The sequence below is a fragment of the Aliidiomarina sp. B3213 genome, assembly GCF_003290085.1.
Classification (GTDB): domain Bacteria; phylum Pseudomonadota; class Gammaproteobacteria; order Enterobacterales; family Alteromonadaceae; genus Aliidiomarina.
On sequence record NZ_QMKJ01000001.1, the window covers coordinates 617768 to 637057 of the forward strand.

The window sequence follows — 19290 nt, forward strand, 5'->3', positions numbered from 1 at the left end:
CTGCCTCTTAATAAGTTCGCGCTTTAGGCGGGAAAGCTTCACGAAGTTTAGGTTCGAGATTTACATCACGCTTCGTCATGCTCTCGTCTTCTGGACGATATACAGAGTGTACTAACCAATTCGTGTCGTCGCGATCTGGGTAGTCAGCACGGCTGTGAGCACCCCGGCTTTCCTGACGGAAGTTTGCAGAAACAGCAGTTGAATATGCAGTTTCCATCAAGTTATCAAGTTCTAGACACTCGATGCGAGTCGTGTTGAAGTCGCTGCTCGTGTCGTCTAAACGTGCATGCTTCAAGCGCTCACGAATTTCGCGCAACTCTTTCAAGCCTTGCTCCATTGCGTCACCTTCACGGAATACCGAAAAGTTCATTTGCATGCAGTTTTGTAGGTCACGGCGAATCTGTACTGGATCTTCACCCTTCTGTGTATTGTTCCAACGGTTAACGCGTGCCAATGCAGCGTCTACGTCGTCGTTAGAAGCAGTGCGAGATTCTGTATTTGCAGCTAGAGCGTCACCTAAGTGAAGACCTGTTGCGCGGCCAAATACTACAAGGTCAAGTAACGAGTTACCGCCTAAACGGTTTGCACCGTGTACTGATACACACGCAATCTCACCACAAGCAAACAAGCCTTGAATTGGTTTCGTTTGACCGTTGGCATCAACTTGCAAACATTGGCCGTTTACGTCAGTTGGAATACCACCCATCATGTAGTGACAGGTAGGAATAACTGGAATAGGCTCTTCCGCCGGGTCAACGTGAGCAAATGTCTTAGCTAGGTCACATACACCAGGTAAACGTGACTCAAGAACATCACGTCCTAAGTGGTCAAGTTTAAGTTTAATGTGAGTTCCCCACGGACCATCACAACCACGACCTTCACGAATTTCGGTCATCATTGAACGAGCTACAACGTCTCGCGATGCAAGGTCTTTAGCATTTGGCGCATAACGCTCCATAAAGCGTTCGCCATCTTTGTTTAGAAGGTAACCACCTTCACCACGACAACCTTCGGTTACAAGCGAACCTGCACCTGCAATACCTGTCGGGTGGAACTGCCACATTTCCATGTCTTGCACTGGCGCACCAGCACGAAGTGCCATACCTACGCCGTCACCTGTATTAATGTGTGCGTTAGTGGTTGAAGCGTAGATACGCCCTGCACCACCAGTTGCCAACACAACAGACTTTGCTTTAATGTGGTAAACCTCACCGGTTTCGATATCTAATGCGGTTACACCCGTCACTGCACCGTCTTGGTTTTTCACGATGTCTAGCGCATACCACTCAGAAAGAACTGTAGTTTTGTTCTTTACGTTTTGTTGGTAAAGCAAATGAAGAAGTGCGTGACCTGTACGGTCTGCTGCAGCCGCAGTACGCGCAGCTTGCTCACCGCCAAATTCTTTAGACTGACCACCGAACGGACGCTGGTATATTTTACCGTTTTCGAAGCGAGAGAACGGTAAACCCATGTTTTCAAGCTCTAAAATAGCTTCTGGGCCAGTTTTACACATGTATTCGATTGCATCTTGGTCACCGATGTAGTCAGAACCCTTAACGGTGTCGAACATGTGCCATTCCCAGTTATCTTCGTGTGCGTTACCTAACGCAACGGTAATACCACCTTGCGCTGATACTGTATGTGAACGAGTTGGGAATACTTTAGACATAAGCGCACAGCTCATGCCATTTTCTGAAATTTGCAATGCAGCACGCATACCCGCGCCACCCGCGCCGATAACTACTGCATCAAATTCTAATTCTTTTACGTTACTCACTTAAACACCCCATAAAACTAATAGGCCAGTGAACCAGTATACGCCGAGCGCTATCACTGTGATGTACTGAATTGCGCCACGTAGGCGTGAGTTCTTGACGTAATCGGTTAAAACCTGCCAAATACCAATCCAGCCGTGAATTAATAGTCCGGTGAGTGCCAGCAATGTAAACACTTTCATGCCGATATGACTGTATAAGGTTACCCACTGTTGGTAATCAATACCTGGGTTTGCTACCAGCCAGATCACCAAGAAAATAGCATATGCTGCCATAATCAATGCTGACGCGCGGATGAGAACGAAGTCGTGCGCTCCGCTACGACCGAAAGTAGATGCTACCTTTACCATAGCCAAACTCCTGCTAACACAGCGAGAATTACAGCTAGAACGATTGTTACTACTGCACTCGCGTTACCTGATTCACGCTCTTCCCATATGCCTAAGTCCATTACCATGTGGCGTATACCTGCCAACAAATGGTAGCCAAGAGCTGTTAAGAAGCCCCAAACTAAAAACTTAACGACAGGATGAGCAAAAACGCTTTGCGCTTGCGCGAACCCTTCAGGTGATTGAAGTGAGTTTGCCAAAAGCCAAACTAACAAACCTACAAGCACAAGCATAATTACGCCTGACACGCGATGTAAGATTGACGATATAGCAGCTGGAGGAAAACTGATTGTATTCAGTTGTAAATTTACGGGTCTTTGTTTTTTCACCACTTTTGCCTTCTGTTAAAACGCAATGGAGGTCGGTGCGTCAAGTATATCCACCGAATTATAGAAATACAATGATGGAAACCGTCGCAAAGGTCAGAAAATAGCCTGTTAAACAAGGTGTTTCTTATATATGGCTCTGGAACACCTCTGTACTAGACTAAAGTATAAGAATAAGACAAGTTCAAGTAATCCAATTTGTCCTGAATTACCTATACTTCATCATTACGACATATTTTAATTTTATCGTTTTATTAGAAGAACGATTAAATCCACGTTGAAAGTGCTTACTTTTTACGCAGATCGGACGAGTAAAATTGACATTCACTGGTCGGATCAAGTACAAATAGCGCACTTTTTTTTCCCGAGACGCAACGAAAGCGAGGAGATTTCCTTATGGCTGACAAAAAAGCCACTTTGCAAGTCGACGGCAATACCATCGAACTTCCAGTACTTTCTGGAACCGCTGGTCATGACGTTATAGATGTTCGCACATTAGGTAAGCACGGTTACTTCACATTTGACCCCGGTTTTCTTGCAACTGGTTCTTGTGAGTCACAAATCACCTACATTGACGGTGACAACGGTGTGCTTCTGCATCGCGGATATCCTATTGAGCAACTTGCCACTGAAGCTGACTACCTAGAAGTTTGCTACATGCTAGTTCACGGTGAAGCACCTAGCGCTGAAGAGTACAAGAAGTTCCGCAAAACCATCACGAACCACACTATGGTTCACCAAGGTATCCATAACTTCTTTAACGGCTTCCGTCGCGACTCACACCCAATGGCAATGCTTTGCGCGGTAACTGGTGCACTTTCTTCGTTTTATCACGACGATTTGAACATCTCTGATCCTGACCAACGTGTTCGCAGTGCATATCGCTTAATCGCGAAAATGCCAACAATCGCTGCTATGTGTTACAAACATAGTATTGGCCAACCTTTCGTTTATCCGAAAAATAGCCTGAGCTATTCGGAAAACTTCCTGAACATGATGTTCTCTGTTCCAGCAGAAGACTACGAAGTAAACCCTGTTATTGCAAAAGCAATGGACAGAATCTTCACGTTGCACGCTGACCACGAACAAAATGCTTCAACTTCAACGGTTCGTTTAGCTGGTTCTTCAGGTGCTAACCCATACGCGTGTATCGCAGCTGGTGTAGCATCACTTTGGGGTCCTGCACATGGCGGTGCTAATGAAGCATGCCTAAGAATGTTGAGCGAAATTGGCAGCGTAGAGCGTATTCCAGAGTTCATTGATAAAGCCAAAGACAAGAACGACCCGTTCCGTCTTATGGGCTTCGGACACCGCGTATACAAAAACTTCGACCCTCGAGCGAAAGTTATGCGTGAAACATGTCACGAAGTTCTTAAAGAGCTTAACATTGAAGATCCACTGCTCGACGTAGCCATGGAACTAGAGAAAATTGCTCTAGAAGACCCATACTTCGTAGAGAAGAAACTTTACCCGAACGTAGACTTCTACTCAGGTATCATTTTGAAAGCCATTGGTATTCCAACAAGCATGTTTACTGTAATTTTCGCACTTTCGCGTACAGTAGGTTGGACGTCACACTGGCATGAAATGCTGAGTGAGAAAACTCAGAAAATTGGCCGTCCACGTCAATTGTATACGGGTGAAGCTCAACGCGAATTCAAACCTATTAAAAAGTAACGGTTTGAACTGAATAGAAGCCAGCCGATACCCTGTTGTCGCGCTGGCTTTTTTAATGCATATTTAAAACTTCATTGGCAACATAACAATAACTGAAATTTCATGCGCCCCACTCTTGCTTTTCTCAACCTAATGCCCAACAAAATAGACACTGAACGACAGTGGCTAAAGCTAGTGGAGCCAACCCGCAATAACATCAATTGGCAACCTTTTATTACTGAGTCATATCAACCCAAAAGTACCGACATAAGTCTGTTATTACCTCGCTATTGTGTTGGCAAACCGGCTCAATTTGACGCACTCATTATTACTGGTGCTCCCTTGGGTAGAACACCTTATCAAGACGTGAAGTACTGGGGTGAATTAGCGGCATTATTTGACTTCTGCATTGAACATCGAATTCCCATGTTCTGCTCATGCTGGGCGGCTAATGCGTATTTATATGCAAAATACCAATTAACACCAAACATTCGTTCAGAAAAGCTATTCGGTGTATTTGAGCACAAACAAAGCCAACATCACCCTGTTTTAAATGGACTCGAGCCGAGTATATGGTTACCGCAATCACGCTACGCTTTTATAGACCCCGACGAGATCAAGCAACATGAGCACATAGAGCCTTTGCTTGAAGTGCCGAATGAAGGTCCGGCGATGCTTATCGATCAGCATGAAACGCTGCTTTTGCTTGCTCACCCTGAATATGCGGAAGACACACTGCAAAACGAATATAAGCGAGACCAACGTAGTGGCCTCGCTACAAAGCCTCCAGTTTGGCAAAAGCCATCGCCAAACTCTGAAACGTCTAACCAGCTGCCCTATTGGCAATTAAACGGTCGCACCATCCTCGAGAACTGGTTGCAGTTCGCTTTGCGCAGCCGTTAAAGCCTGGTCAATATCAGCGATAATATCGTCTGGGTGTTCAATACCAATCGACAACCTTACTAGGTCACGTGTAACCCCAGCACTCTCTAATTCAGAGTCACTCAGCTGACGGTGTGTCGTTGACGCAGGGTGACAGGCTAGAGATTTAGCATCACCAATATTCACAAGCCTTAAAATAAGGTGTAACGCATCTATGAATTTTTGCGCTGCCGCCTCACCACCTTTAATACCAAAGCTTAATATGCCTGCTGCTGTTCCCTTCGTAAAACGTGTCGCTAATTCATGATATGGACTGTCTTCCAGCCCCGCATAATTCACCCATGCAACCCCAGGATGTTGCTGTAAATAATTCGCTACGATTTTGGTATTTGCGCAATGCTTTTCAATCCGCAGACTCAACGTTTCCAAACCTTGTAGAATTTGGAATGCGCTTTGAGCGGCAAGACATGCTCCTGTATTTCTTAATGGAACAACCCTAGCCCTGCCAATAAACGCGGCTTCACCCAGAGCCTCAGTATAAACGACTCCATGATAAGACGGGTCCGGCTCATTTAGTTGCGGATAACGCACTTTATGTTCCTGCCATGGAAAAGTTCCACTATCTACTATTGCTCCGCCCACAGTAGTTCCATGGCCTCCGATATACTTGGTTAAACTGTGCACCACAATATGCGCGCCATGTTCGAATGGTTTACATAAAGCCGGTGTAGCGACCGTGTTATCTACCACCAACGCAACACCATGTTGATTCGCTATCTCTGACAATGCGGCTATATCCACAACATTTCCAGCTGGATTACCAATCGACTCACAGAAAATAAGCTTGGTGTTTTCGTCAATCAACGAAGCGATGGCTTGCACGTCTAATCCATTTACGAAACGAACCTCGATGCCCTGTTGAGGTAACGTATGAGCAAATAAGTTATATGTTCCTCCATAGAGCTGACTCACACTAACAATGTTGTCTCCTGCTCGAGCTAATGTTTGAACCGTGTACGTTATAGCGGCCATGCCAGAAGACACAGCTAACGCTCCTATTCCTCCCTCTAATGCTGCTAGCCGTTGCTCTAGCACTGCATTGGTGGGGTTCATGATTCTTGAGTAAATATTTCCCTCAACTTGCAAATTAAATAAGTCTGCGCCATGTGCCGTATTGTCGAATGTGAAAGAAGTAGTTTGATAAATAGGCACTGCTGCTGATCGCTGTGGCTTCTCAGCCTCATAGCCGAAATGCAACGCTATTGTTTCTGGTTTCATGGTTCTGCTCCTCCGTTAAAAAACCAAGATAACCGTTTAGACGGCTAAATGTCTAGATGTTTATTTAACATTTCGCCAATTATTGTGTGAAATCCGCTAACAAATGGTTAATCAGGAAAATCTGAAACTTCCACAAAGAATCCACAATCGACAAAAATTAACAATAATTCAGTTACTTATAAGTTAAAATCAACTTTGGCATGCTCGCTGCAGAGTAGTCGGCAACTTACTTAGCGAAGATAATGCTAATTCATTTAATTTGTTTAATCGGCGAACACACAGTGTCTAGCCAGGGGGTTTAAGCAGTGAACATACGTTTAAGAAATCAACTTTTATCGGTTTTTGCTCTAGTGTCTGCAAGCACTATGCTTGCGGGTTGCGGCAATGTAGGCGCTAACGGTCCTGTAGAGGAAGAAGTAGCGGAAACTGAACGCGGCGTTCCCGTTGAAGTGGTTACCGCTTCAATTGGTGAAGTTAAAGCGTCATTTACAGGAAGTGCAATTTTAGAAGCAGAAAAAAGCACTGACGTTATTCCACGCGTAAATGGCATCGTAGAGCAAATTTTAGTTGAAGAAGGCGACTATGTAGAAGAAGGCCAAATTCTGGCGCAACTGGAGTCTTCACGTTACCAACTCGCTTTAAACCAAATTAATGCTGAACTTCGAAATGTTCGCCAAGAATTAACTCGTCATGTTCAACTTGCTGAAAGACAACTCGTAAGTGCTGACGCAGTAAGTCGTTTACAGTCACAACACGACTCGTTGCAAGCTCAACTTGAGTTAGCCCAAAAAGACTTAGACGAAACCACAGTACGTGCGCCTATTTCGGGTCATATTTCAGAACGTTATGCACGTGAAGGTCACCTAATCCAAGCATGGCAACCACAGACGATGTTTCACATTGTGGACATTAGCCAACTGCGCGCTACCGTTCATTTACCAGAAAGTGCACTACAACATTTAGTGTCAGGTCAAAATGCTGAAATTGCTGTTCCTGCACTGCCTAGCTTAAATACTATGGACGCGCATGTTCAGCGTATTAGCCCTATCGTGGATTCAGGCTCGGGTACTTTCCGTGTAGTGCTAAATGTGCCAAATGAGAATCAACAACTGCGTCCTGGACTATTTACTCGTGTAAACATCCATTACGCAGAGAAAACAAACGTTGTACGTATACCGCAAGACGCGCTTATTAGTGTTGATAATCAGTCACACGTATTCCGTGTAGAAGACGGTGTTGCACACAAAGTTACAGTGCAAACAGGTATCAGAGACCATGGCTGGGTTGAAATCGAAGAAGGCTTAAGTGACGGCAATATGCTTGTTATTACTGGCCAGTCGAACCTCAGAGACGAATCTAAAGTTGAGGTAATCGAACCATGAGTCTTGTAAAAGTTGCTGTCCATCGTCCCGTAACAGTGGTGATGTTTACCCTGGCGATCACGCTGTTCGGGATGGTGGCGCTTAACCGTTTACCGGTAACTTTGCTCCCTGAGTTAAGTTACCCAAGTTTAACCGTTAGAACTGAATATCCGGGCGCAGCTCCTGCTGAAATTGAACAGCTTATTAACCGCCCTATCGAAGAATCATTAGGTACGGTTCGAGGTATAAGAACGATTACTTCATTCGCTCGCGCAGGGCAGTCAGATATTTTGTTAGAGTTCGCGTGGGGAACGAATATGGACATGGCTGCAATCGAGGTTCGTGAGAAGCTCGACATGGTGCAAGTTCCATTAGATATCCAAAAACCCATTCTTTTACGCTTTGACCCTAACCTAGAACCTATCTTACGCTTTGCTCTGAGTGGCGACGAAGACTTACAGTCGCTGCGCAGGTACGCCGACGAAGAGCTAAAAAGAAGCTTTGAAACCATCGACGGTATTGCCGCAGTGCGCACAGGTGGTGGTCTGGAAGACGAAATCCAGGTGCTTATCGACGAGCAACGCACGGCTGCACTTAATATTACGCCTGAATTTGTGGTCTCTCGTTTGCGTGAGGAAAACGTAAACCGCTCAGGAGGACGTGTACAAAGTGGTCGTTTAGAGTTTCTCGTGCGAACCATGAACCAGTTCCAGAGCCTCTCTGAGATAGAAAATATATATATTACCGCTGTCGAAGGTCGTCCTATTCAACTTAAGGATATTGCGACGGTCCGGTTAGGTCATAAAGATCGTACTTCAATTAGCCGCGTTAACGGTGTTGAAGCCATTGAATTTAATTTGTACCGAGAAGGCGGAGCAAACACCGTAGCGGTTGCTGAGCGTGTGAAAAACTCTCTGGACTTAATTACAGAAGATATGCCTGAGAACTATAACCTAGAGCTACTCAGCGACCAGTCTCTGTTTATTAAAAACGCGATTTCATCGGTTAAAGAAAACGCTATTGTTGGTGGCATACTTGCCATGGCAGTTATCTTACTATTTCTACGCCAGCTTAAGCCCACACTGATTATCTCGTTGGCTATTCCAATTTCCGTAGTTGCCTCATTCTTCCTTATGTATTCGGCAAATCTAAGCTTGAATATCATGTCTTTAGGAGGCATTGCACTAGCCGTTGGCCTGCTGGTAGATAACGCGATCGTTGTATTGGAAAACATTTCACGACGTCGCGAAATGGGTGACGGTATTGAGCAAGCAGCAATAGAAGGCACTTCAGAAGTATCAAGTGCTGTTACAGCTTCCACGCTTACCACTCTTGCCGTTTTCGTGCCTATGGTCTTTATCTCCGGTATTGCTGGCCAATTATTCTTTGACCAAGCGCTCACCGTAACATTCGCGCTTATCGCTTCGTTATTAGTCGCTATTACGCTTATCCCTATGTTAGCGTCTCGCGGAGCACCGCAAAAATTGGCAGGTCACCCAAGTCGTATGGAACGCCCTGCACCACGCAAAGGTTGGAGAAAGATTTTCACACCTTTCGCTTGGATACGCTACACACTGTGGGTACTCCTTCCACACTTAATTTTATGGACGCTTCGCAAAATAGGCACTGCAGTGAAGTTTGTCACCAGACTGGTGTTCTCACCTGTACTTGGCGCATTCCAGTTCTTGCTTAACAAAATACAACAAGCTCATAGAGCGGCGCTTTCAGGGACATTAAAAGCTCCATCAGTATTCTTTGTGGTGTTTGTTGCCATTACCGGTGCTAGCTTCGTATTGCTACCCCAATTGAAAGCTCAATTAATACCAGACATGGAGCAACAAGAGTTCTACGTTGAAATTGAGTTGCCACGGGGAACTCCAATCGAGAGCACCGACCAAACCCTGGCAGATATTGCTATGGAAATTAGCGAAGACCCTCGTATTGAAAAATCATTCTCTGTTGCAGGGATAGGCAGTCTTATGCAAATTTCCGCCAATCAAGGTGGTGAATACTGGGGTAGACTTCATGTTATTACTGAGAAGTCACTTACAAGTAATGAGCGACTTCAAGTGATCGACGATGTTCGTGAAACCCTTCGCAACCACCCTGACTTGAATAGCACTGTCGACTTTCCTAGCTTAATTAGTATCGACATGCCATTAACTGTTGAAATTCAAGGACATGACCTCGAGCGTGTGCGTCAAGTTGCTGTTCAATTACAAGACAGCCTTGCGGCAGACGATAATTTTCAAGATGTTAGAGCTGGTATCGCAGATGGTCAACCTGAGCTTACTATTCGTTTCGACCATGCACGCCTCGCGTTTGCAGGTTTAACAGCGCCTGAAGTGGCACAAGTCATTACCCAGAAAATGGGTGGGCAAGTTGCATCGAAATACAGCCTAGATGACCGTCAAATCGACATTCGCGTGCGTCTCCCAGACGCTCACAGACAAGATCCGAATGAAGTCGAAAATCTAATCGTAAATCCTGGCGCTGAACGTGAGCTTCCTCTTTCTGCGGTGGCAACGGTTTCATTGATGACAGGTCCCGGTGAGATTACACGCTTAAACCAAGAGCGCGTGGCCATCGTGTCTATGGGTGTTAAAGATGGCAATTTACGTGCTGCAGCAGCCACGTTAGAGGGAATGATTGCAGAGCTTACAATGCCACCAGGTATAGACGTTCGTGTTGGCGGACAAAGCGACATGCTAGAGTCGTCTTACAAGTCTTTGATGTTCGCTTTAGCACTAGCAATATTCCTTGTTTACTTAGTTATGGCATCTCAGTTCGAGAGTTTCGGCCATCCGTTGCTTATCATGTTCTCTGTACCATTGGCAGCGTCTGGCTCTATTCTTGGTCTGTGGCTCACGAATACCCCGCTAAGTGTGGTGGTGTTTATCGGACTCATTATGCTTGCAGGTATTGTGGTTAATAATGCCATTGTACTTATCGACCGTATTAACCAATTACGTACCGAAGGCATGGAAAAGACAGCTGCTATTAAAGAAGCTTCTTCGCAGCGTCTACGCCCTATTCTAATGACTACATTAACTACGGTATTGGGATTATTCCCTCTTGCACTAGGTATAGGTGAAGGTGCAGAGCTTACCCAAGCTATGGCTATCACGGTTATTTCAGGGCTGATGTTCGCAACAGTACTTACCTTGTTCTTCATTCCTATCGTGTACCAATTGTTCGACCGCAAACGCTTCGTACAGGAGACCGCAGCATGAGCAATAAATACACAGCTCCGCTAGCGCGTTTTGCTCTTCGCCGTCCAGTAACTATCTGGATGGCGTTCCTAGCGATGCTTATTCTAGGTTTAGCCTCGTCGAAACTACTACCGCTGGAAAAATTTCCAGCGATAGACATCCCGCAAGTTATGGTTCAGGTTCCCTACCCTAATGCCACTCCTGCGGAAGTAGAGCGGTTAATTGTTCGCCCGTTAGAAGAAACGCTAGCAACCATTTCCAATGTGAAGGAAATTCGTTCTTTCTCAAACGAAGACAGCGGCTTCATTGTGCTCATGTTCGACTGGCAAGAAGACGTTAATGCGCGAAGTATTGAAGTTCGTGAAAAAGTAGAAGCAGCTCGCCATCTACTTCCAGACGATGTAGAGCGCACATACGTAATGCAGTTCAATACGGAGGATATGCCTGTACTACAACTGCGAATTTCTAGTGAACGCGATTTAGAATTTGCATGGGACTTGTTGAATCGAAACCTCAAGCAACCACTAGAGCGTGCCCCCGGTGTTTCCCAAGTTACCTTGTATGGTGTGAACCCGCGCACGATCATGATTCGTTTGAATCCTGACGCCTTAACTGCTGCGAACTTAAGTACAGAACAAGTATTAGGTGCCCTGCGTACCCAAAACTTTACGCAAACAGCCGGTTTTACCGAAACAGAAAACAATAAACTTCGCATTAGTGCCTCGTCAGAGTTTCATAATTTAGATGAGATTCGCCAACTGCCTATTACGCAATTCTTAACCGTTGATGATATTGCAGAGGTTGAGTACGAGCTGCCACGAATGCGCGAAGGTCGTCACTTTAACCGGGATTACGCTATCGGCATTGACGTCTTCAAAGAGTCCACCGCAAACTTAGTAGACGTTGCCAATGAAGTGGTCAAAGTGATTGACGAAGCTGGCCGAACTGAAGAGTTTGACGGTATCCAACTTATGATGATGGATAACCTTGCAGACAGTGTAACTCAGTCATTAAGTGACCTTTTGCTTGCTGGACTTATCGGTGCTTTCCTCTCTACGGCAGTGCTCTATATGTTCTTGCGTGATTGGAAAATCACTCTCATTATTGTGCTTTCTGTACCGGCCTCTATTTGCTTAACATTGGGTGCGATGTACTTGCTTGGCTACAGCTTAAACATCTTATCAATGATGGGGCTAATGCTCGCGATTGGTATGCTTATCGACAATGCAGTTGTAGTCAGTGAGAGTGTAAAGCAAGAACAGGAAATGGCAGTTCGCGAAGGTCGTCCATTAAATACAGAGGTGATAGAAACTGGTATGGGTCGTGTCGCACTGGCGATTATTGCTGGTACCTTTACGACAGCGATTGTATTTTTACCCAATATATTTGGTGAAAAAGAGCAAATCACAATTTTCCTTGAGCATGTGGCCATTGCTATTTGTATTTCACTACTAGCTTCGCTGTTAATCGCTCAAACACTTATTCCGTTGCTGTTGAGCAAGCTCAAAGTAAACCCTGAGAAAATGCACGTTAAAGAGAGTAAGTTGAAAAAAGTATACTTACGCTCTTTACGTTGGTCGCACAGACACCCTGTAGCAACCACAATTATGATCCTGGTGTTGTTAGCTTCAACGGCGATTCCATTGTCGCAAGTGGGTAACGATCAAGCCCCTATTGCATATAATGACCGTTTGTTTATCAACTATGACTTAGGTGGGCAGTATTCACTGGAAGAGGTTGAGAATGAAGTTAATATTCTCGAAGACTACCTGTATGCGAATCAGGAAGCTTTCCAACTAGAAGATGTTTATAGCTACTACACTCCTGGTTATGCAATAACAACGATGCTACTCAAACCTGAACGTTCGATTTCTGTGGCAGAACTTCAAGATCGCGTACGCTCTAATATGCCTCCAATGTCTCGCAGTAACCCATACTTCGGTTGGGGTGGCGGAGACAACCAAGGTGTTCAAATCATGCTCAAAGGACGCTCTACCGAACGCCTTGAAATGATTGCGGATGAGCTTATTCCCATCTTAGAAAACGTTGAAGGTATCGAAGACGTCCAAACCGATACTGGCAATAGTAGCGACGAGCTGCGTGTCATTGTGAATCGTGAACAAGCTGAGCGTTATGGTTTGTCTACACAAGACGTGGCACAGCAAGTTTCTCTCGCTTTACGCGGCTCACCTCTTCGCTCTTTTAGACATAATCCAGAAGGCGACGTACGTATTGAAGCTCGTTATCCGGAAACCTACGAACTCGATCTAGAACTGCTAGAGGCAATGACGGTAGCAAGAGATGGAAATCAGCTTGTACGTTTGGATCAAGTAGCTCACTTTGAACGTCATCCAAGATTAGAACAAATTCGACGTGTAGACCGCGAAACAGCTATGCGTATTAGCGCTAATTTGAATGACATTGAAATGGATGAAGCGAGAGACGCAATTCAAAACGTCATGGAACAAATTGCGCTGCCTACAGGCTATCAATGGTCATTAGATGGCGGATTCCGTCGTCAACAAGAAGAACAAGCACTTATGCTGGTGAACATGTTATTGGCTGTATGCTTGGTTTATATGGTTATGGCCGCATTGTTCGAGTCTTTATTGTTGCCTAGTGCAGTAATCGGTTCACTTCTGCTCGCGATTACAGGTGTATTCTGGGGACTTATGGTAACGGGCACAGGCATTGAAGTTATGGCTATGATTGGGATGCTGATCTTGATGGGAATTGTAGTCAATAACGGCATTGTATTGGTTGATCAGATCAACCAGCTACGCGACGAAGGTGTGCCTTTGGAAGATGCAATCTTAGAAGGTTCGTCTCGAAGAATACGCCCTATTCTTATGACCGTAGCTACTACTATACTGGGTCTTATGCCACTAGCATTCGGCTCAACGCAAATAGGTGGTGACGGCCCTCCGTACGCACCAATGGCTATTACCATCATAAGCGGCCTAATTTTTTCAACGGTTACAAGCTTGTATTTCGTACCTCATGCATACAGCCGTTTGCTGTTCTGGCGGAGTCATTGGGGTAGAGTTTGGAAAGGAAGTAAAACCATTAAAAGTGCTGATGTTGAATCTACCGAGAATGCATAGCAATTAACTTTAAACTCAAATAATTCAAATGCCCGCGTAATAGCGGGCATTTTTTTATTGAAAACTCGGCTCTTGTTCACCAATGAAAAGACTGTAGACACAAAAAAACCTCAAAGGCGCAAGCCAATGAGGTTTTTTATTAAATATCAATTAGCGAATTGAATCTAGCTTCGCTTCGCCCCAGCCTAATAGTTCGTTGTTCATAAACACTAAAGGCGTACATTCGTCTTTCGTCGTTACTCCGTCACCAGAAACACGCTGGGTACGGTAGTAGAGTACACGGTAGGTAGAGCCATCTACAGAAAGGTTTTCGTCAAACTCTGGAATACCCATGCGCTGAATTACAGAGTTTGGCGTAACACCCAAATCTAATCGTGCGATCGAACGGCGGTTTTCACGTTCCTGACTCTGCCAGCTTCCATCTTCGTCGCCATTTCCATCAACTACAACAACACAAGCACTTAAGCTCAATGCAGCCAAACCAGCAACCATACCTTTTAAAACATTATTCTTCATTTTTATTCCTCTACATATTGGATAAGAATCACCGACGTCACTGCAAATAGTTTGCCAACCCTTAAAAACCATGCAAATCAATACTTTATTAAAATACCTTGTCGGTTAAACCAAAATAAATAACCTATAATTGGGAAAATTCACCAGATCATTGTGAATTTCACACAAAGATTGAACCCTTCCAGTATCCGTATAATACTACGCAGCTTTAATGAAGTGATTAAAAACACTGTGTATTAACCGAGGAATTTGTTTCATTTTATGACCGCACTAATCGCAATTACCATTTTATGGGCGTTAAGTTTTTCTCTTATCGGTGAGTATCTCTCAGGTAGTGTGGACGCATATGCGGCTGTCGCCATTAGAATGATTCTAGCTACCCTACTTCTACTGCCCATTCTGATATACGGGCATATAAAACGATCCCGACCGAATGCTTCGCGCTTACCCTTAAACCTGATGACAATTGGTGCAGTACAAATAGGCTTGATGTACTTATTTCTTTATCACGCATTCGCCTATTTATCGGTAGCAGAGGTTCTGCTTTTTACCATTTTGACGCCGCTTTACATCACACTTATTGACGAATTCATCATCAATAGAAAAAGAATACCCATGAAATGGTGGGTTGCAGCAGGACTTTCTGTACTGGGTGCCGCTATTATTCGGTATCAACAGCCCTCGAGTGACTTTATGGTCGGCTTTTTGCTAATCCAAGCGGCAAATCTGTGTTTCGCAGCCGGGCAAGTTGCATATAAGCGACTTCCTATTGAAGGCACTTACACTCAAATAACCCAATATGGCTGGTTTTTTATTGGCGCAACTATAGTCAGTTCAATTGCCTTTGCTCTTTTTGGAGATTCGAGCAAACTACCCAGCACAACTACCCATTGGATAGTATTACTATGGCTAGGTGTGGTCGCTTCAGGAATAGGTTATGTGGCGTGGAGTATCGCCAGTAAAAAAGTCAATATAGCGCAGTTGGCAACGATGAATAACGCCCTCATTCCAGCGGGTCTCATCGTAAATTTCCTGTTCTGGGAAAGCAGTGTCAATTGGCTCGCACTGAGTGTCGGCGGAGCCATTATAGCTCTGTCTGTTTGGCTAGGTTCCCACTCCCCCAAACCACACTCGTAAGCATAGAAAAGCCGCTAGCTTTAATAACTAGCGGCTTTTTAACTTACCTACGCAAAAATTAAAGCATTTCTACTGCGAGCGCTACCGCTTCACCGCCACCGATACACAGCGAGGTAACACCACGTTGCTTGTTGTTCGCCTTCAACGCGTGTAGCAGTGTAACTAATAATCGTGCGCCAGAGGCTCCGATAGGATGACCTAATGCACAAGCTCCGCCGTTCACATTTACTTTTTCCGGGTCTAAGTCCATGTCTTTTAGCGCAATCATGGTTACCATGGCGAATGCTTCATTGATTTCCCACAAATCTACATCGTCTTTTGTCCAGTTCGCTTTTTCGAGCAATTTATTCATTGCTCCAACTGGCGCCATGGTGAATTCAGAAGGCTTTTGTGAATGCGTTGCATGCCCAGCAATTTTTGCTAATGGCTTTAATCCGCGCTTTTCTGCTTCAGAAGCACGCATCAGTACCAATGCTGCAGCACCATCTGAAATCGAGCTAGAATTTGCTGCAGTAACGGTTCCGTCTTTAGCAAATGCAGGTCTTAAGCTCGGAATTTTATCGATTTTCGCATTACCGGGTTGCTCGTCAATTTCTACAACCGTATCTCCGCGACGAGATTTAACAGTAACGGGCTCAACTTCATCTTTAAACGCACCACTTTCAATCGCTTTTTGTGCGCGTGTTAAAGAACGAATTGCAAAGTTGTCCATGTCTTCGCGCGTAAAGCCATATTGGTCGGCTGTGTCTTGCGCGTAGCAACCCATAGCTTTGCCTTCATAAGCGTCTTGTAGGCCGTCCCACATCATATGGTCGATAACTTGCCCGTGCCCCATGCGGTAGCCAGAGCGTGCTTTGTCTAGCAAGTAAGGTGCATTCGACATGCTTTCCATACCGCCGGCAACAACCACATCCGCGCTACCTGCAACAATCAAATCGTGTCCCATCATTACTGTTTTTAATCCAGAACCACAGACTTTATTCAACGTTGTAGCTCCCGTTCCAAATGGCAAGCCCGCGCCTAACATAGCCTGACGTGCTGGAGCTTGTTTAAGGCCAGCAGGTAACACACACCCCATAAGAACTTCACTCACGTCACCGCCGTCAACGCCTGCTTTAGTTAACGCAGACTTAATGGCAGAAGCACCTAATTCGGTCGCTGAAACGTCACTTAATGAGCCTTGAAAGCCGCCCATTGGGGTACGCGAAGCTGAAACAATAACTACTGGATCTGAATTCATACTAAACTCCTTAAATTATTTGCGCAGCATTCTCGCACAATCATGCAGTAAAACAAATGTTGAACTAATCGCCATTGGCGTAATCTATTCACATGATTTATAAAATAGAAGAATCACCGATTTCAAAGGATTGTTATGAATATTAAAAAGATTACTTTGCCACTGCTACTCACTTTAGCTTCGGTTAATGCATACGCAGATGATATTCAATCAGTATTCACCGTGGGCGTTGCTTCTGGTACTGAAAACGACGCAGGGAACAGGTTAATTCAAGCTTCATTAGGTGACCCAGCATACTACATTGGCTGGGTCGGAAAGTTTAATGCAGAGCCTGGCGGCATTGGTGTTTACGCTTCACTAGGCATTCCCGAGCATAAAATTACTGGGGTTTCTGCAGACGACAACCACTTTAATCTCCTAAATGCGGGCGGTATTTATTCGTTCTCTCAAGAGTTCCAAGTCTATGGCGGTCTTGGTTACGCTCACCAAGTGTATACTGACTCTGCAAATTCCATCGGCGAAAGAAACAAAAACTACCTTAATGTAAATACAGGTTTCCTCTATCGCTTTGGGCGAGACGACCGTTTTGGCATTAACATTTCGTACGACACCGCACCGAAAGCTTTTGGCTTCTCACTGGTCTATCCCTTTTAACATTCCATTCGGCTCAGTCACTCAACACAAAACTTTACGTTAACGTAAACTTCATCTAAGCTATTGTGCAGTTCTTAGATGTTGAGTGCTGAGCCATGAACAACACATTTAAAATGAATCCAGAGCGCGTGCGCCGTACCCAAGACACCTTTAGTATTGGTGATTTAGCACGCGAGTTTGACATTACTACCCGCAGTATTCGTTTCTATGAAGACCAGGGCCTACTGAAACCAGAAAGACGTGGGCAAACGCGGATTTATCACCAAAAGGACCGAGTTCGCCTGAAGCTTATACTTCGAGGCAAACGTCTTGGCTTTACCTTAGCGGAAACTAAAACACTGTTCGACATGTACGACCGCGACGGCAGCTCAACCAATCAACTTCAAATCATGCTAGAGCTGATAGAAAACAAAAAAGCAGCTCTACATCAACAATTAGACGACATTCAAGTTGTTCTTCACGAATTAACCGCAGTTGAAGCCGGTTGTCGTGCCGAACTTGAAGAAAAATCCAAACCGGTAACCGATGGTTTAGCCCCTGAGCAAACCCCAGAAGCCAGTTAATTCCGAGGAGTAGAAGTAATGATTAGTCAATTCAAAGCCATGAATTTTGATCTTGGTGAAACCGCTGACATGTTGCGTGAAGCAGTTAACAGTTTTGCGCGCGAGGAAATTGCACCAAGAGCGGCTGAGATCGATGAGAAAAACGAGTTCCCAGCGGACTTATGGAAGAAGTTTGGCGACATGGGATTACTCGGAATTACCGTTCCTGAAGAGTTTGGTGGCTCGGGTATGGGTTACCTTGAACATATCGTAGCAATGGAAGAAATTAGCCGTGCTTCGGCTTCTGTTGGCTTAAGCTACGGTGCGCACTCAAACCTTTGTGTAAACCAGTTAAAAATTAATGGCTCACAAGAACAAAAAGAAAAGTATCTACCCAAACTATGTTCTGGTGATCACGTGGGCGCACTAGCTATGAGTGAACCGAATGCAGGTTCTGACGTGGTGAGCATGAAGCTTTCAGCAAAAAAAGACGGCGACCACTACGTATTGAACGGCAACAAAATGTGGATTACCAATGGCCCAGACGCTGACATTCTAATTGTTTACGCAAAAACAGAACCTACTAAAGGCTCTAAAGGTATTACCGCGTTTATTATCGAACGCGACAACACACCAGGGTTTAGCACGGCGCAGAAACTCGACAAGTTAGGCATGCGTGGTTCCAACACATGTGAGCTTGTATTTGAAGACGCTCGTGTGCCTGCCGAAAATGTTTTGGGTAACCTTAACGAGGGCGTAAAAGTGCTTATGAGTGGTTTAGACTATGAGCGCACAGTATTAGCTGCTGGCCCTCTAGGCATCATGCAAGCTTGTTTAGACGTTGTAGTGCCGTACATTCACGAGCGTACACAGTTTGGTCAGGAAATTGGGCAATTCCAATTAGTACAGGGCAAAGTAGCCGACATGTACACCCAAATGAACGCAGCAAGAGCTTATGTTTACACAGTAGCCAAGGCTTGTGACCGCGGCGAAACAACTCGTAAAGACGCAGCAGGTGCTATTCTTTATGCAGCTGAACTCGCAACTAAAATGGCACTAGACGCCATCCAATTACTTGGCGGTAACGGTTACATCAACGAATACCCTACAGGTCGTTTATTGCGCGACGCAAAACTATACGAAATCGGCGCAGGAACTTCAGAAATTCGTCGTATGTTGATTGGTCGCGAGCTATTCAACGAGTCTAAATAGTACCTG

General features: G+C 45.0%; 15 protein-coding genes. 9 read left to right on the plus strand and 6 right to left on the minus strand.

The window, feature by feature from the left end:
- Positions 1-7: 7 nt before the first annotated feature.
- Genes sdhA through sdhC form a run of 3 tightly spaced genes read right to left on the minus strand, consistent with a single transcriptional unit; the run spans position 8 to position 2493 of the window.
- Positions 8-1777, minus strand: coding sequence for a succinate dehydrogenase flavoprotein subunit (gene sdhA / locus DQX04_RS02975; RefSeq protein ID WP_111914302.1), 1770 nt, complete (start codon positions 1775-1777; stop codon positions 8-10).
- A complete protein-coding gene (gene sdhD, locus DQX04_RS02980) occupies positions 1778-2125 on the minus strand; it encodes a succinate dehydrogenase, hydrophobic membrane anchor protein (RefSeq protein ID WP_111914303.1) in 348 nt (115 codons plus the stop codon). It abuts the gene before it with no gap.
- Positions 2119-2493 (minus strand): succinate dehydrogenase, cytochrome b556 subunit, encoded by a 375-nt coding sequence (sdhC, locus tag DQX04_RS02985; protein WP_111914304.1) that lies wholly within the window; start codon positions 2491-2493, stop codon positions 2119-2121. Before sdhC ends, sdhD begins: the two co-directional genes overlap by 7 nt.
- Positions 2494-2886: 393 nt before the next feature.
- Here sdhC and DQX04_RS02990 point away from each other — a divergent pair, with 393 nt between their 5' ends.
- Positions 2887-4167 carry a citrate synthase gene (locus tag DQX04_RS02990; RefSeq protein ID WP_111914305.1) on the plus strand — a complete coding sequence of 427 codons (1281 nt, stop codon included), beginning with the start codon at positions 2887-2889 and terminating at the stop codon, positions 4165-4167.
- Between the two features lie 102 nt (positions 4168-4269).
- Positions 4270-5049: a homoserine O-succinyltransferase gene (locus tag DQX04_RS02995; protein ID WP_111914306.1), complete on the plus strand. Its 780-nt coding sequence runs from the start codon at positions 4270-4272 to the stop codon at positions 5047-5049.
- Here the strand turns inward: DQX04_RS02995 and DQX04_RS03000 are convergent.
- Positions 4993-6306 (minus strand): O-acetylhomoserine aminocarboxypropyltransferase/cysteine synthase family protein, encoded by a 1314-nt coding sequence (locus DQX04_RS03000; protein WP_111914307.1) that lies wholly within the window; start codon positions 6304-6306, stop codon positions 4993-4995. The two genes, DQX04_RS02995 and DQX04_RS03000, sit on opposite strands and share 57 nt — an antisense overlap.
- A 305-nt stretch (positions 6307-6611) precedes the next feature.
- Here DQX04_RS03000 and DQX04_RS03005 point away from each other — a divergent pair, with 305 nt between their 5' ends.
- Genes DQX04_RS03005 through DQX04_RS03015 form a run of 3 tightly spaced genes read left to right on the plus strand, consistent with a single transcriptional unit; the run spans position 6612 to position 13983 of the window.
- The gene (locus DQX04_RS03005; RefSeq protein WP_111914308.1) at positions 6612-7688 is read left to right on the plus strand and encodes an efflux RND transporter periplasmic adaptor subunit; all 1077 of its coding nucleotides are present in this window, start codon (positions 6612-6614) and stop codon (positions 7686-7688) included.
- Positions 7685-10900, plus strand: coding sequence for an efflux RND transporter permease subunit (locus DQX04_RS03010; RefSeq protein ID WP_111914309.1), 3216 nt, complete (start codon positions 7685-7687; stop codon positions 10898-10900). The genes DQX04_RS03005 and DQX04_RS03010 overlap by 4 nt, the downstream gene beginning before the upstream one ends.
- Positions 10897-13983, plus strand: a complete 3087-nt coding sequence (locus DQX04_RS03015; RefSeq protein WP_111914310.1) for an efflux RND transporter permease subunit — start codon at positions 10897-10899, stop codon at positions 13981-13983. Before DQX04_RS03010 ends, DQX04_RS03015 begins: the two co-directional genes overlap by 4 nt.
- 150 nt (positions 13984-14133) lie before the next feature.
- On the opposite strand, the gene DQX04_RS03020 is transcribed toward DQX04_RS03015, so the two are convergent.
- On the minus strand, positions 14134-14499 hold the full coding sequence (locus DQX04_RS03020; protein ID WP_111914311.1) for a DUF3192 domain-containing protein: 366 nt from the start codon (positions 14497-14499) through the stop codon (positions 14134-14136).
- Between the two features lie 261 nt (positions 14500-14760).
- Between DQX04_RS03020 and DQX04_RS03025 the strand changes: the two genes are divergently transcribed.
- The gene (locus DQX04_RS03025) at positions 14761-15636 is read left to right on the plus strand and encodes an EamA family transporter (protein WP_111914312.1); all 876 of its coding nucleotides are present in this window, start codon (positions 14761-14763) and stop codon (positions 15634-15636) included.
- A 58-nt stretch (positions 15637-15694) separates the two neighbouring features.
- On the opposite strand, the gene DQX04_RS03030 is transcribed toward DQX04_RS03025, so the two are convergent.
- Positions 15695-16876 carry an acetyl-CoA C-acyltransferase gene (locus DQX04_RS03030; protein WP_111914313.1) on the minus strand — a complete coding sequence of 394 codons (1182 nt, stop codon included), beginning with the start codon at positions 16874-16876 and terminating at the stop codon, positions 15695-15697.
- A gap of 135 nt (positions 16877-17011) precedes the next feature.
- Here DQX04_RS03030 and DQX04_RS03035 point away from each other — a divergent pair, with 135 nt between their 5' ends.
- The 3 genes from DQX04_RS03035 to DQX04_RS03045 all read left to right on the plus strand — a co-directional run bounded on the left by DQX04_RS03035 (position 17012) and on the right by DQX04_RS03045 (position 19284).
- Complete coding sequence (locus tag DQX04_RS03035) at positions 17012-17530, plus strand: hypothetical protein (protein WP_111914314.1); 519 nt, start codon at positions 17012-17014, stop codon at positions 17528-17530.
- Positions 17531-17625: 95 nt separating this feature from the next.
- Positions 17626-18093: a MerR family DNA-binding transcriptional regulator gene (locus tag DQX04_RS03040; RefSeq protein ID WP_243618877.1), complete on the plus strand. Its 468-nt coding sequence runs from the start codon at positions 17626-17628 to the stop codon at positions 18091-18093.
- Positions 18094-18111: 18 nt separating this feature from the next.
- A complete protein-coding gene (locus DQX04_RS03045) occupies positions 18112-19284 on the plus strand; it encodes an isovaleryl-CoA dehydrogenase (protein ID WP_111914315.1) in 1173 nt (390 codons plus the stop codon).
- Positions 19285-19290 lie beyond the last annotated feature (6 nt).